The sequence below is a fragment of the Nocardia sp. NPDC006982 genome (genome assembly GCF_042869435.1).
In the GTDB taxonomy this organism is placed as follows: domain Bacteria; phylum Actinomycetota; class Actinomycetes; order Mycobacteriales; family Mycobacteriaceae; genus Nocardia.
Map to the genome: position 1 here is coordinate 144665 of NZ_JBIAFV010000016.1, position 13804 is coordinate 158468.

Sequence of the window (13804 nt, forward strand, 5' to 3'; positions counted from 1 at the left end):
CGCCGCACCCAACGCTCAGTGCGCGGCGGAGTCCCAGCTGCGGCCGGTGCCGACGGAGACGTCCAACGGCACCGACAGTGTGATCGCCGAGGACATCTGTTCGCGGGCGAGTGCGTCGAGGGTGTCCCTCTCCCCCTCGGCGACCTCGAAGACCAGTTCGTCGTGGATCTGCAGCAGCATGCGCGAGCGCAGGCCCGCCTCCTTGATCGCCTTGTGCACGTTGATCATCGCGACCTTGATGATGTCGGCGGCGGTGCCCTGGATGGGCGCGTTGAGGGCCATACGTTCGGCGGCCTCGCGGCGCTGGCGGTTGCTGGAGTCCAGATCGGGCAGGTAGCGGCGGCGGCCGAATAGCGTTTCGGTGTAGCCGACCTTGCGTGCCTGTTCTACGACCTCGTAGAGGTAATCGCGAATGCCGCCGAAGCGGTCGAAGTAGACCTCCATCTGCTCCTTGGCCTCCTGCGTGCTGATCTTCAGCTGCGTCGAAAGGCCATAGGAGCTCAGGCCGTACGCGAGACCGTAGGACATCGCCTTGATCCGGCGGCGCATCTCGGGCGTCACCTCCGACAGCGGGATATCGAAGGCCTTGGAGGCGACGAAGGTGTGCAGATCCTCACCGGAGTTGAAGGCCTCGATCAGGCCCTCGTCACCGGAAAGGTGGGCCATGATGCGCATTTCGATCTGGCTGTAATCCGCGGTCATCAGCGACTGGTAGCCCGGGCCGACCACGAAGGTGTCGCGGATCTGGCGGCCGGTGTCGGTGCGGATCGGGATGTTCTGCAGATTCGGCTCGGTCGAGGACAGTCGGCCGGTGGCGGCGATGGTCTGGTTGAAGGTGGTGTGGATGCGGCCGTCATCGGCGACGGATTTGAGCAGACCGTCCACGGTGACCTTGAGCCGGGTGGCGTCGCGGTGCTCGAGCAGATGCCGCAGGAACGGATGCTCGGTCTTCTCGAACAGCGATTCCAGCGCGTCGGCGTCGGTGGTGTAGCCGGTCTTGGTGCGCTTGGTCTTCGGCATATCGAGTTCGTCGAAGAGCACCACCTGCAGCTGCTTGGGTGAGCCGAGGTTGATCTGCTTGCCGATCACGCCATAGGCGGCGTTGGCCGCGTCGGTGACCTTATCGGCGAACTGGCGCTGGAGGTTCTCGAGCTGCTCGATATCGACCGCGATGCCGGCGTTCTCCAGTTCGGCGAGCACGCTGAGCAGCGGCAGTTCCATATCGTCGAGCAGTGCGCTGGATTCGATCTGGCGCAGTTCGCCGTCGAGTGCCTCGGCCAGGTCGAGAACCGCCCGCGCGCGCAGCATTTCGGACTGCGCCAGCTCGGCGTCCACGGTGTCGGCATCGTCGAGCAGGGACAGCTGCGGGGTCTCGTCGGTTTCGGCGCGCAGTTCGCGATGCAGGTAGCGCAGCGAGAGATCGTCGAGGTTGAAGCTGCGCTGGCCGGGGCGGACCAGGTAGGCGGCCAGGGCGGTATCGCTGGTGAGACCGGCCAGGGTCCAGCCGCGACCACGCAGCGCGTGGATGGCGGCCTTGGCCTCGTGCAGCGCCTTCGGCACGGCCGGATCGGCGAGCCAAGCGCCAAGTGCGGCTTCGTCTTCCGGGGTCAGCACGGCGACATCGATGTAGCCGCTCTCACCGTCTGCGGCGGCGATGGCGAGCGCGCGCGTGTCCCCATTACCTGGGGTATTGGTGCCGACCACCGAAATACCGTGTCGGACACCAACTTTCGCATGTTCAGCGAGCCACCCGGTGACCGCGCCCACCTCGAGCGCGCCGCCGCTGATCTCGAAGCCGGATTCGGCCTCGGGCTCCGGCGGGGCGAGGGTTTCGAAGAGCCGGTCGCGCAGCACCCGGAACTCCAGGTCGTCGAAGAGCTGGTGGATCTTGTTGCGATCCCACGGCTGCTGGGCCAGCTGATCGGGGGTGTATGGCAGCGGAACGTCGCGGACCATCTCGGTGAGCTGGCGGTTGAGCACCACACTGCTGAGGTTGGCGCGCAATGCGTCACCGACCTTGCCCTTCACCTCGTCCACCTTGTCGACGAGGGTGGTCAGATCGCCGTATTCGCGAATCCACTTGGCGGCGGTCTTCTCCCCGACACCAGGAATACCGGGCAGGTTGTCGCTCGGGTCGCCGCGCAGGGCCGCGTAATCCGGGTACTGGGCCGGGGTGAGCTGATATTTGGCCATCACCTCATCCGGGGTGAACCGGGTGAGATCGGAGACGCCCTTGCGCGGGTAGAGCAGCGTGACCTCATCGCTGACCAGCTGGATGGCATCACGGTCACCGGAGACGATCAGAACGCGGAAACCCTCGCCCACGGCCTGGGTCGCGATGGTGGCGATCAGGTCGTCGGCCTCGAAACCGTCGATCGCCATCACCGGGATGCCCATGGCGCCGAGCACATCCTTGGTGAGTTCGACCTGGCCGCGGAACTCATCGGGCGTGGCATTGCGCCCCGCCTTGTACTCCGGATACGCCTCGGTGCGGAAGGTCTTGCGGCTGACGTCGAAAGCGGCCGCGATATGCGTCGGCTTCTCGTCCCGCAACAGATTGATCAGCATCGCGGTGAACCCGTACACCGCATTCGTTGTCTGCCCGGTGACCGTCTTGAAGTTCTCCGCGGGCAGCGCGAAGAACGCGCGATAGGCGATCGAATGCCCGTCCAATAGCAACAACGTCGGCCGCTCACCACCCGCATCACTGGCTGCCGTAGGCACGACGCTGGAACGCTGATCAGTAGTCGCTGGGGTCACGTGCAAGAGTCTAGGGAGCCCTACCGACAACCCACAGCCGCGGCACCCTCTTGTTGTGCGAGTCCAGCGAGCCGTCCGATTTCCGCCGGAAACGCTACGCCGCGGCGACCATGATTTCCCGGTGACCACAACCCGCGCTGCACTGCAGAACTTCTTCGCCGCCGAGGCCGCCTACATCACCGACGGCGCGCACTTCGATGCGATGGCCGCCTGCTTGGCCCCCGATGTCGTCATGTATCAGGCCGAGCACCTCCCTTACGGCGGCGAATGGCACGGCCCCGACGGCATCGAGCACTTCATGGCTGCGATGAGCCGGACCTGGGCCTCGCTGGAGTTCCTCGAGCAGCGGTTCGTGGTGGACGGCGACGCGGTGGTCATCTATAACCGCGGCCGCATGCTGGCCCGCGCCACCGGCCGAATGCTGGAGACCTCGGTAATGCAGCTGATGGCCTTCCGCGACGGACTGATCACCGAGATCCGGCCGTTCTATCTGGATACCGCGGCCGTGCTCGAGACACTGACCGAAGATCGACGCGGAGTGCGGCGCTAGCGGTCCCAGTCCGCCCGCAGGATCTCCTCGACCCGCTCGGGCAAATCGGATCGACCGCTGTGTCCAACTCCGGCCGCATCGAATCGGCGGATGTCATCGTCTCCATCGAACTGTAGCTCGGTAGCCCGTCCAGTCATGCAGTTCACGATATGCCCGATCGCAGGACCGGGCGCACTCATTCGACGTGGGCCGGGGAGCTGTACCAGGTGTTGCACTCCCAGGTGTCGCCCTTGTCGGAGCCCCATTTCCACCAGCCCCACACGTTTTCCTCGGTGCCCTGCATGCGGGGATCGCGGGTGGCGTGGCCGCCCTGGACGGCGTGGGAGGCTTCGGTCCAGGTTTGCTCATCGATATCGGCGCGGCCGAAGTTGGTACCGAGGAACATGCCGGAGAAGCAGCGGGCCTGCAGTTCCATGCGGCGGCTCTGTTCGCGACCGGCGGTGGTTTCCTTGCCGACGGTCGCCCGTTTCTCGTTGTAGGCCTGCATGACGCCGATCAGGTTCTGCACGTGGTGCCCGTATTCGGTACTGAGGACGGCCAATTGGGCGCCCCGGCGCGAGCCGCTGGACAGCGGCCGCATGGCGTCGTACGGCAGGACCACGGTTTCGTCGAGCGCGCAGTAGAAGGTTGTCGGGCCGTTGCGCAGTCGCTGCACGCATTGGCTTGCCACCTCACGAGATTCGGTGGGGGCCAGTAGCCGCGGCGGATGAAACGGCAGTCCGGCGCCGCGCAGTGTCGGTTCCCATGACGCGTCCAGGCAGGCGATCGCGGACCGGTAGAAGGCCCGCGCCGTCTCCGGATCGTCATGCCAGGCGGGCAGTTTGCAATCGACCCTGCCGAGTCCGACGTGCTGAGCGAAGAGCGGATGATCGGCCAGCGCCTGCACCGCGCGGCTCGACGCGACCGGCATCCCGGCCGGCGATAACCCGGCCAACGGCGCGAAGGCGACCGGGGGCGCGGCATCGCCGATCGGATTCGCCGAGTCGGGCAAGGCGCCCGCGAATCCCGGTGTCGTCGAATCGGAAATCGTACGCGCGGTACGCATTTCACCCGCGCTGGCGGAGCGTCCGGTCACGAGCAGACCCGCCGCGGTGAGCGCACCGATCACACCGAACACCACACAGATAAGGATGAAGCGATTGCCGCGCAACAGACCGAGCCGAGAGCTGAACGTGCTGTTCATGACCTACCTAGAGAGCTCGATCACCGCACATTCATTGGAACTCCGCCCACATCAGTCCGCAACTCGAGGAGCCGCTCAACGGGTCACAGTGTGGCCACAAGTTCGCGCAGCACCGGCAGGCTGACCGAGCCGGAGCCGAGCACCACATCGTGGAAGGCTTTGATGTCGAAGGCGGCACCGAGCCGCTCGGCGGCCTGCCGACGTTGCCGACGAATCTCGAGCTGACCGACCTTATAGGCCACGGCCTGACCGGGGATCGCGATATAGCGGTCGATCTCGACCTCGATCTCGGTCAGCCCGACCGGTGCGTTGGCCACCATGAAGTCGATGGCCTGCTGACGACTCCAGCCCTTGGCGTGGATTCCGGTATCGACGACGAGTCGGCACGACCGCCACGAATCGGCGGCCAGCATGCCGACGCGCGCCAAATCGTCGTCGTACAAACCCATTTCGTCGGCGAGGCGTTCGGTGTAGAGCGCCCAGCCCTCGACGAAGGCGGTATTCGCGAAGGACTGCCGCTGGAATCGCGGCAGCTGATCGAGTTCATTGGCGATGGTGAGTTGCAGGTGATGCCCCGGAATCGCCTCGTGATAGGCCACCGCGGCCGTCTCGTAGCGGCTGCGGCCGGTGGGTTCGTGCTGGTTCACGAAGTAGGTGCCGGGCCTGGATCCGTCCGCGGCGGGCGGAAAATAGTACGCCGCAGGCGCATCCGCGGCCAGGAATTCCGGCACCGGGACGATATCGCAGGATTCCTTGGGCAGGCGGCCGAACCAGTTGCCCATCTCCGCGACCGCCGCACCGAGCGCGCGTTGCGCATCGGCCATGATCTCCTCGCCGCTGACGTAACGCAGTTCGGGATCCCGGCGCAGGCGGGTGAAGATTTCGGCGGTATCAGCGGTACCGAAAAGCCGGGTCCCGACCGCAGCGTATTCGGCACGCAACAGCGCCAATTCGGAGAGACCGAGTTCATGGATCTCGTCCGCGCCGAGATCGGGCAGGGTGGTGTGGCGGCGCAGCTGCCGTCGATAGATGTCTTCGCCGTCGGCACCGAGCCAGCACAGGCCGCATTTGTCATCGGAACGGGCGGCGGGCCGCAATTCGTCGGCCAGTACATCCCGATAGCGTTGGAACGCCGGTCGAATCACCTCGCGGGCGACCTCGGTGAGTTCGGTGCGCCAGTCGGCTTCCCCATCCCAGTCCGCCGGTCCGGCGAAAGTGACGAACGGATCAGCGGCGATATCGGAAGCCAGGTAGCCGTCCAACTGGTTGAGCGAGCGTTCGATGGTGATGCGCGCGGGCGTGCGGCCCGCGGCCAGGCCGTTGCGGAACTGCTGGACGGCTTGCTCGAACAGCGTGCCGAACTGGCGATACCGCCGGACCAGGGCGTGCGCATGTTCGGGCTGCGGCGCCTTGGTCTGGGGGGCCATCATGAGCATGCCCGCGTGCACACCGTCCATCTGGTCCGATGCCAATTCGGTCGGCCGCCACGCCAGATTGTCGATGGCCGTATCCAGTTCGGTGCGCAGCAGACCGCGGGTGACCCGGCCGGTTCCGTCGAGCTTTTCGGCGTCTAGACCGACGACCTGATCGCGCAACTCACGCAAGGTCGCGAGCAGTCGTTGTTCGGCCTCGGGCGAGCGATCCTCGACGCGGTCGTCGAAGCGGTGGTCGCCGAGCAAAGTGGCTGTGCTCGGCGCGGCCGCCAGCACACTGTCCCAGTAGCGGTCGGCCAGATTCGTCAGTTCGTCATGCCCGTCCACAGCGCCATTCCTCCAGTAGTGGTCATTGGGCGCGCCAGCGCCCAACGCAGGCCAGCGTCTGATGTGCACGGCGAACACCGAGCGCCAGCTCGGCCTTCGCCGTGCACATCCCGCCATCATGCCTGAAGGCGGCCACGGACGGGTCCGACTTTCAGCCCACGCCGAGGTAAGCCGACTTCACGGCCGGATCGGTGAGCAGATCCCCACCGATACCGCTCTTGGTGACCTCACCGGTCTCCAGGATGTAGGCGCGATCGCTGCGGGTCAGCGCCTGCTGGGCATTCTGCTCGACCAACAGCACCGTGGTGCCCTGCTGGTTGATCTCGCTGATGATCCGGAAGATCTGCTGAATCACCATGGGCGCCAAGCCCATCGACGGTTCGTCGAGCAGCAGCAGGCGCGGGCGCGCCATCAGCGAGCGGCCGATGGCCAGCATCTGCTGCTCACCGCCGGAGAGCGTGCCGCCGACCTGCTTGCGCCGCTCGGACAGCCGCGGGAACAGCTCGAAGACCCACTCCAGCGTCTGGCCGTACTCCGCCTTCTGCTTGAAAGCCCTTCCGTAGCAACCCATATCGAGGTTTTCCTGGACCGTCATACCGGGGAAGACACCCCGGCCCTCCGGCGCCTGGATCAACCCGTGCGTCACCCGCTCGTGTGCCTTCATCTGGGTGATGTCGCGACCCTCGAACCTGATCTTGCCGCGGGTCAGCGGAAGCAACCCGGACAGCGCACGCATGGTGGTGGTCTTCCCCGCGCCGTTGGCGCCGAGCAGGGTCACCAGCTCACCCTCGGCGACACGGAGCGAAACCCCGTGCAGCGCTTGGATTCTGCCGTAGTTGACAACCATATCGTCGACCTCGAGCAGCGGCGGCGCCGTGCTGAAGTCGCGCGGCTCCGCTTTGCGATGCTCGCCACCGGCCGGAGTCGATTCGTCGACGGGCTGTTCCGGTTCGATCACTTCGGTTACGGCAGTGGCCTTTTCGGCCGCCGCGGCCTCGGCATCCGGCACACCCAGATACGCCGCGATCACGTCCGGGTTGTCGCGGATCTCCGCGGGCAGCCCATCGGCGATCTTGCGACCGAACTCCAGCACCACGATCCGGTCCGTGACACCCATGACCAGGCGCATATCGTGCTCGATCAGCAGCACGGTGAACCCGTCGTCGCGGATCTTGCGGATCAGATCCATCAGCGCCGATTTCTCGCTCGGATTGAACCCGGCGGCGGGTTCGTCCAGGCAGAGCAGTTTCGGCTCGGTGGCCAGTGCGCGGGCGATCTCCAATCGGCGCTGATCGCCGTAGGAGAGATTGCGCGCCTTCTCCACCGCACGCGGTGCGATTCCGACGAATTCGAGCAGGGCCATGCCGCGCTCGATCGCGTCCTTCTCCTCGCTGCGGTGCCGCGGGGTGCGCAAGATCGCACCGGGCACCGAGGTCTTATGCCTGGCGTCGGTGCCGACCACCACATTCTCCAGCGCGGTCATCTCGCCGAAGAGCCGCACATTCTGGAAGGTGCGGGCGATACCGAGCCGGGTGATCTCGTTGCGCTTGGTCTTCGTCAGCGGTTTGCCGTCGAAATACACCAGACCCGAGGCCGGCTTGTAGACACCGGTGATGGCGTTGAAGCAGGTGGTCTTGCCCGCGCCATTGGGTCCGATCAGTCCGAGGATTTCACCGCGGCGAATCTCGAAGCTGACCTTGTCCAATGCGGTCAGACCGCCGAACTGCACCGTGAGCTCATCGGTGCGCAGCAGCGGCGCACCCACCGCGGTCTCGATATCGCGGTGCGGCGCAACCACATCCGCGACCACCTCGGCATCGGCGAGCACCGGGATCACGGCGGTGACATCGACCTCGCCCGCGCTCTCGACCTCGGGCGGGGCCGCATAACCGGCGGCCATATCCTCATTGTCGAACAGGGCGTCACCCGCGCCTGGCCCGGTCATCGTCGCGCTCCGATCAATTCACGCTCACCCGGTTTACGCACGGCCTGATACACCTGCCTACCGAAGGTCAGCAGCTTCTGCCGCACCGGGAACAGACCCTGTGGCCGCAGAATCATCATGACCACCAAGGTAATTCCGAAGTACATGTACTTGAGGTCACCGAGGGACTGCGCACCGCCGACCCGGAACAGCAACACGCTGCCCAGCAGCAGTGCACCCAAGACGCCGGTGACCACCATGCCGGTGATACAGCCGCGCCGCGGCCACGCACTCAGACTGTCGCCCTTGTACTTCCACACGAGGATCAACCCGACGAAGACCAGCACATCGATAGCCAAAAGGATGTACCCGGTGGACTCGTTGCTCACCAATTTCACCGACTGCAGCCGCGCCGGCAGATAGGCAATGATGAACGCGCCGAAGATGACTCCGAGCTTATTGCCCTGGCCGCCGATGACAACCGCGCACAGGAACAGCATCGAGTTGATGATGTTGAACCCGGTCGGATTGATGAACTGCACCTGACCGGCGTAGATCGCACCGGACATGCCGCCGACGGCAGCGCCGATCAGGAAGGCCCACAGCTTGAATTTGAAGGTCGGCACGCCCATGATCTCGGCGGCGTCCTCGTCCTCGCGAATGGCCACCCAGGCGCGGCCGACCCGGCTGCGTTCCAGATTGCCGACGATCAGCAGCACGATGATCACGAGCACCATCGCGAACCAGTACCACCAGGTGCCGTAACTGGCTCGGTCGAGCAGATTCGCGCTGTCGGCATTTCCGCTGTTACCGCCGGAGAACACACCCTCCGGCTTGCTGGCGGATTCGCCGACATGCGGGAAGGCAACACCGGACAAACCCAGGCTGCCATTGGTGATATCGGAGAGATTGTCGGCGAGCAACCGCACGATCTCACCGAAGCCGAGGGTGACGATCGCAAGATAGTCACCGCGCAGTCGCAGCGTGGGGGTGCCGAGGATGATGCCGGAGATGGCCGTCACCGCGACCGCGATCGGCAGACAGGCCATCCAGGCCCAGGTCGGATTCAGCCAGCCGCCGTCGGTCTGATTCCACGGACTGTTCGGACTGGTGAGCAGGCCGACCGTATACGCGCCGATGGCGTAGAAGCCGACGTAGCCGAGGTCGAGCAGACCCGCCTGACCGACAACGACATTCAGGCCGATGGCGATCAGCGCGTACATCGCGACCTGCGCCATGACCAGACCGAAGTTGTAGCCGGGGGTATCCAGCAGCGGCGGCGGGAACAGCGGAAGCAGTGCGAGCAGAATGAGGATCGGCACGCCGACGCCCCATTGCGCGGGGCGGCTCAGGCCGTCCCACCAGGTCCGAATCGCGTCTCCCACACCATGTTTGGGTGGGGCCGCATTGGTCGTCTCGGGTACCGAGTCCGGGGTTTTGGTCGAGTCGGTCATGCGCGGGCCCTCCCGAGACTCTCACCGAGGATGCCGGTCGGGCGCACCATCAGCACCAGCACCAGCACCACGAACGCGACGACATCGCGCCACTCCGAACCGAGCAGCGACTGGCCGTACTGTTCCACCACTCCGAGCAGGATGCCGCCCAGCAGTGCGCCGCGCAGATTGCCGATGCCGCCGAGCACCGCGGCGCTGAATGCCTTGATGCCCAGGATGAATCCGCCGGAGTAGATGATGCCCTGCGGGATCTTGATCGCGTACAGCAGCGCGGCCGCGCCGGCGAGAACACCGCCGATGAAGAAGGTCAACATGATGACCCGCTCCCGCGAAACGCCCATCAGCGTCGCGGTATCGGGATCCTGGGCGACCGCGCGGATGCCGCGCCCGAATTTGGTCCGGTTGATCAGCACCTCGGTCACGATCGCGAGCGCGATCGCCGCGAGCACGATCAGAAGTTTGATGTTGTCGACCTCGGCGCCGAAGAAGCTGAACTGCACGCTCGGCTCGACCAGTTTGATCGGCTGCTGCGCATTGGTGCCGCCGAGTTTGGGATTGATCTTCGGCAGGATGAAGTGCACGAATTCCTGGATCACGAACGACATACCGATCGCCGTGATGAGGAAGCTGAGCGGTTTGGCCCCGCGTTTGCGCAATGGCCGATAGGCCACGCGCTCCAATCCGACCGCGGCGCCACCGGATACCAGCATGCCGATGATCATCGCCAACGCGAGATAGGTGACCGTCAGGATGATGCCCTGGGTGTACACATCGGGATTCGCCACGAATCCGAACAGCATGAGCCCGACCAATTGGCCGAACATGCCGAGCATGAATATTTCCGAATGGGCGAAATTGATCAGCCGCAATACGCCGTAGACCAGGGTATAGCCCACGGCGACCAAGGCATAGATTGAGCCGTAGGTCACCCCGTCGACGGTCAGTCGCCAGAAGTTATCGATCACTCCGTGGTAGTTGAAGTCGATCGAGCCGGCGAGTTGTGCTGCACCGGCAAATGCCGTTGATGTCATTCGTCTTTTGCCCTCATTCATTCGCCCACCCGACACGGCGGCACGTACGGGGATTCCACGAACCCCTGTACGTGCCGCCGTGGGGATTGTCTAGGGCTACTTGACCTCGTAGATCCAGATCAGCGCGTTGGACAGTTCACCGGTCGGGTTCCACTTGTACTGGCGCGCAAGACCGGGGCCGTCATAGGACCGCACGTATTCCAGCAGGTCCGGACGGGTCAGCTTGCCGCCGTCGATGCCCTTGGCCAAGATCGTGGTCAGATCGTAGCCCTCGACCGAGTACACACCGGGCTCTGCGCCGTTGAGGGCCTTGTAATCCGCCGTGAACTTATCCGGCGCCGGACCACACGGGCAGGACAGCACCGCGCCCTTCGCCGAGCTGCCGGCCTGGGCGACGAACTGCGGATCGTTGGTGCCGTCGGCGGAGACGAAGACCGCCTTCACGCCACCGGACTTCAGCTGCTGGGCCAGCGGGGCGCCCTCGGAGTAGTAGCCGGAGTAGAAGACGGCGTCCGGCGCGGCGCTCGCGATCTTGGTGACCGTGGCGGAGAAGTCCTTGTCGCCCTTCTTGATGCTGGCGTTGCAGGACGCATCGTTGGCCGAGCCGAGGCCCTCGATGATCGTCTTGGCCAGACCGGTGCCGTAATCGGTGTTGTCCTGGATGACGCAGACCTTTTTGTAGCCCGCGGTGTTGACCAGGTACTTGCCGACCGACGGACCCTGCACGCCGTCATTGGCGAGACCGCGGAAGAAGCTGGTCCAACCGTTCTGGGTCAGCGTCTCATTGGTGGCGGAGGCCGTCGTCGAAACCAGGCCGGCGTCGCTGAGGATCTTGCCGGTCGCCTTGGTCTCACCGGAGAACGCCGGACCGACCAGGCCGATGATCGACTTGTCGTTGACGATCTGCGGGATGACCTGGGTGGCCTTCTGCGGGTCGCCCTCGGTGTCGAACTGCTTGAGCTCGATCTTGCAGCCCGGGTTGGCCTTGTTGTGCTTGTCCAGCGCGAGCTTCACACCGTCGACGATATTGATGCCGAGGGCCGCGTCCGGACCGGTGAGCGCGCCCGCCATGGCGATCGCGGTACCCGCAGGGCAGGTGGCCTTACCGTCGCCCGCCGGGTCGGCGGCCGAGGCGCTGTCCGACTTCGGCACCTGCTTGCCGTTGGCATCGATCTGCATGACCGGCTGGATCTTCAGACCGCCCGCGCCACTGGTGCCGGAGGTGCCCGAACCACCGTCGGTCAATTTATCGCTACACCCCGTCAGCACGAGCGCGGCGGCGGCACCGATGGCCAATGCACCCCGCATCGAACGACTGCGCCATGTCGAACTAAGCACGTTTCACCTCTACGTCCTGTGCTCCCCCGGGCTCTCCTCCGAGGAGGCCGACCACGTCAGCCCGGTCAGAACATAGCGTTGGTACGTTAGCTGCGCATCACATTCGGATCATCCGATCGACTTCGTTTCGAATTTTTCATCGCGATCGGGTTTCCGGAAAGTAAAATTTCCGGCCTTGTACCGCCGAGGCGCAAGGACGGGCCTACTTCGGGGCGAGATTTTCCAGCACGACCTCGGCTACCGCCTTCATGGTAGTGCGGCGGTCCATCGCCGTACGCTGAATCCACTTGAATGCCTGCGGCTCCGACAATCCCTGGGTCTGCATGAGCACGCCCTTGGCCCGCTCGACCAGCTTGCGCGTCTCGAGGCGGTCGGCCAGATTGGCGACCTCGCTCTCCAGCGCGGTGATTTCGTGGAAGCGGCTGGCCGCCAATTCGATGGCAGGCACCAGATCCGACTTCGTGAACGGCTTGACCAGATACGCCATCGCACCGGCATCGCGAGCCCGCTCGACCAGATCGCGCTGACTGAATGCGGTCAAAATCACAACCGGCGCAACGCGTTTCGACGCGATCTCGGCCGCGGCATCGATACCGTCGCGGCGCGGCATCTTGACATCCATGATGACCAGATCCGGCCGATGTTCCACCGCCAGATCCACCGCCTGCTGGCCGTCGCCGGCCTCACCGACAACCTGATAGCCCTCTTCGGTCAGCATCTCCACCAGATCCATGCGGATCAGCGCCTCGTCTTCCGCGACGACGACCCGCTTCGCCCCGGCGTCCCGCTTCGTGCCGGCGCCCCCTGCTGTGTTGCTCATAGGTAGACCCCTCTGGTTCCGATGCCGTGTCCCCGACATGCGAACGAGTGGCCGCGGTCCGGGCACCGGTCCAACGCCCCACTATCGCCGTCGAGTGATGTAAAGAGTACCTTTCAGTTCCGCATACAACCCATATACCCTGCGCAAACCGGGCGTCTATCACTTCTGACCCAGCCCATTCGTGATTTTCGACAGTGACCCGCTATGCTTTCCCACCGGTGCGCCGATTTGGCGGAACTGGCAGACGCGACGGTCTCAAAAACCGTTGTCCGAAAGGACGTGTGGGTTCGAGTCCCACAATCGGCACCAACTGGTAGGCGGCCCCATGCTCTTGGAGCATGGGGCCGTTCTCACACAGGCCCGCCCGGGCGGTGATCGAACTAGGGCGCGGGCTGTCTCGTTTTTCCGGCGTAGGGTTTGCAGTGGGCGGCCCGATGCGGAGGTGCCTCGATGCGGGTGAACAGGACCACTGTCGATCTGTCCGGGTATCCGGATCTGGTCGTCATCTATCTCGGGATGCGCGTACGCAAGCCTCGCGGGATCCTGCGATTGCTCGGTCTGGGCCCGAAACTGTACCGATCGCACAAGGATCGGCCGGACGGATTGCTGCTGCACGAGGACGTGATCTGGTCGCTGTTTCCGCCGCATTGGGGGGCGCGGCAGTATTGGCGGGATCTGGATTCGCTGGAACAGTGGACACGCTCTGCGCCGCATCGGGATTGGTGGCAGAAGTTCCTGCGCGACTCCGGGGGGACCGGGTTCTGGCACGAGGCCTACTTCATGCGCGGCGGTATCGACGCGATGTACGACGATATGGAAGGCGCCTCCGGTCTGCCGCGGTTCGCACCCGTCGTGGCCTCGCGCGGCCGGAAGTTCACGACCCGGGGACGGGTGCACGGCGAAGCGGACAAGACAGCGCCGGTCGTCGCCGAATCCGCTTACTACCGTGGGGAGTCCGAGTAAATCCGATCCCCAACCGTGGCA

Annotated in this window: 11 protein-coding genes, 1 tRNA gene and 1 pseudogene; 3 read left to right on the top strand and 10 right to left on the bottom strand. The window is 64.9% G+C overall.

The window, feature by feature from the left end:
• Positions 1–15: 15 nt before the first annotated feature.
• Positions 16–2760: a DNA polymerase I gene (polA, locus tag ACFYOW_RS39810; protein ID WP_387295578.1), complete on the bottom strand. Its 2745-nt coding sequence runs from the start codon at positions 2758–2760 to the stop codon at positions 16–18.
• 121 nt (positions 2761–2881) lie between these two features.
• Here polA and ACFYOW_RS39815 point away from each other — a divergent pair, with 121 nt between their 5' ends.
• Positions 2882–3310, top strand: coding sequence for a nuclear transport factor 2 family protein (locus tag ACFYOW_RS39815; protein WP_387295580.1), 429 nt, complete (start codon positions 2882–2884; stop codon positions 3308–3310).
• Here the strand turns inward: ACFYOW_RS39815 and ACFYOW_RS39820 are convergent.
• From ACFYOW_RS39820 to ACFYOW_RS39860, 9 genes and pseudogenes are all read right to left on the bottom strand, one after another.
• On the bottom strand, positions 3307–3447 hold the full coding sequence (locus tag ACFYOW_RS39820; RefSeq protein WP_387295582.1) for a hypothetical protein: 141 nt from the start codon (positions 3445–3447) through the stop codon (positions 3307–3309). The genes ACFYOW_RS39815 and ACFYOW_RS39820 overlap by 4 nt on opposite strands.
• 38 nt (positions 3448–3485) lie before the next feature.
• Complete coding sequence (locus ACFYOW_RS39825) at positions 3486–4493, bottom strand: neutral zinc metallopeptidase (RefSeq protein WP_387295584.1); 1008 nt, start codon at positions 4491–4493, stop codon at positions 3486–3488.
• An 83-nt stretch (positions 4494–4576) separates the two neighbouring features.
• Positions 4577–6253 carry a DUF885 domain-containing protein gene (locus ACFYOW_RS39830; RefSeq protein WP_387295586.1) on the bottom strand — a complete coding sequence of 559 codons (1677 nt, stop codon included), beginning with the start codon at positions 6251–6253 and terminating at the stop codon, positions 4577–4579.
• A gap of 151 nt (positions 6254–6404) precedes the next feature.
• Positions 6405–7100 (bottom strand): ABC transporter ATP-binding protein, encoded by a 696-nt coding sequence (locus tag ACFYOW_RS39835; protein ID WP_245567112.1) that lies wholly within the window; start codon positions 7098–7100, stop codon positions 6405–6407.
• 141 nt (positions 7101–7241) lie between these two features.
• Positions 7242–8198 (bottom strand): annotated as a pseudogene (locus ACFYOW_RS39840) (ABC transporter ATP-binding protein); the annotation flags it as partial.
• Positions 8195–9631, bottom strand: a complete 1437-nt coding sequence (locus ACFYOW_RS39845) for a branched-chain amino acid ABC transporter permease (RefSeq protein WP_387295588.1) — start codon at positions 9629–9631, stop codon at positions 8195–8197. The pseudogene ACFYOW_RS39840 and the gene ACFYOW_RS39845, both read right to left, overlap by 4 nt.
• Positions 9628–10662, bottom strand: coding sequence for a branched-chain amino acid ABC transporter permease (locus ACFYOW_RS39850; protein ID WP_387295590.1), 1035 nt, complete (start codon positions 10660–10662; stop codon positions 9628–9630). The genes ACFYOW_RS39845 and ACFYOW_RS39850 overlap by 4 nt, the downstream gene beginning before the upstream one ends.
• A gap of 96 nt (positions 10663–10758) precedes the next feature.
• Complete coding sequence (locus ACFYOW_RS39855; RefSeq protein WP_387295592.1) at positions 10759–11970, bottom strand: branched-chain amino acid ABC transporter substrate-binding protein; 1212 nt, start codon at positions 11968–11970, stop codon at positions 10759–10761.
• A 232-nt stretch (positions 11971–12202) separates the two neighbouring features.
• Positions 12203–12820 carry an ANTAR domain-containing response regulator gene (locus ACFYOW_RS39860; RefSeq protein ID WP_040688928.1) on the bottom strand — a complete coding sequence of 206 codons (618 nt, stop codon included), beginning with the start codon at positions 12818–12820 and terminating at the stop codon, positions 12203–12205.
• 222 nt (positions 12821–13042) lie between these two features.
• Between ACFYOW_RS39860 and ACFYOW_RS39865 the strand changes: the two genes are divergently transcribed.
• Positions 13043–13129: transfer RNA gene (locus ACFYOW_RS39865), tRNA-Leu, on the top strand.
• Between the two features lie 141 nt (positions 13130–13270).
• Complete coding sequence (locus tag ACFYOW_RS39870) at positions 13271–13783, top strand: monooxygenase family protein (RefSeq protein WP_387295594.1); 513 nt, start codon at positions 13271–13273, stop codon at positions 13781–13783.
• The last annotated feature ends 21 nt before the right edge of the window (positions 13784–13804 follow it).

Excerpts from the sequence above, each read along its gene's own strand:
- ACFYOW_RS39820 (WP_387295582.1), bottom strand. The coding sequence starts at position 3,447 with ATGACTGGACGGGCTACCGAGCTACAGTTCGATGGAGACGATGACATC.
- ACFYOW_RS39825 (WP_387295584.1), bottom strand. The coding sequence starts at position 4,493 with ATGAACAGCACGTTCAGCTCTCGGCTCGGTCTGTTGCGCGGCAATCGC.
- ACFYOW_RS39835 (WP_245567112.1), bottom strand. The coding sequence starts at position 7,100 with ATGGTTGTCAACTACGGCAGAATCCAAGCGCTGCACGGGGTTTCGCTC.
- ACFYOW_RS39845 (WP_387295588.1), bottom strand. The coding sequence starts at position 9,631 with ATGACCGACTCGACCAAAACCCCGGACTCGGTACCCGAGACGACCAAT.
- ACFYOW_RS39850 (WP_387295590.1), bottom strand. The coding sequence starts at position 10,662 with ATGACATCAACGGCATTTGCCGGTGCAGCACAACTCGCCGGCTCGATC.
- ACFYOW_RS39855 (WP_387295592.1), bottom strand. The coding sequence starts at position 11,970 with ATGCGGGGTGCATTGGCCATCGGTGCCGCCGCCGCGCTCGTGCTGACG.
- ACFYOW_RS39860 (WP_040688928.1), bottom strand. The coding sequence starts at position 12,820 with ATGAGCAACACAGCAGGGGGCGCCGGCACGAAGCGGGACGCCGGGGCG.
- ACFYOW_RS39870 (WP_387295594.1), top strand. The coding sequence starts at position 13,271 with ATGCGGGTGAACAGGACCACTGTCGATCTGTCCGGGTATCCGGATCTG.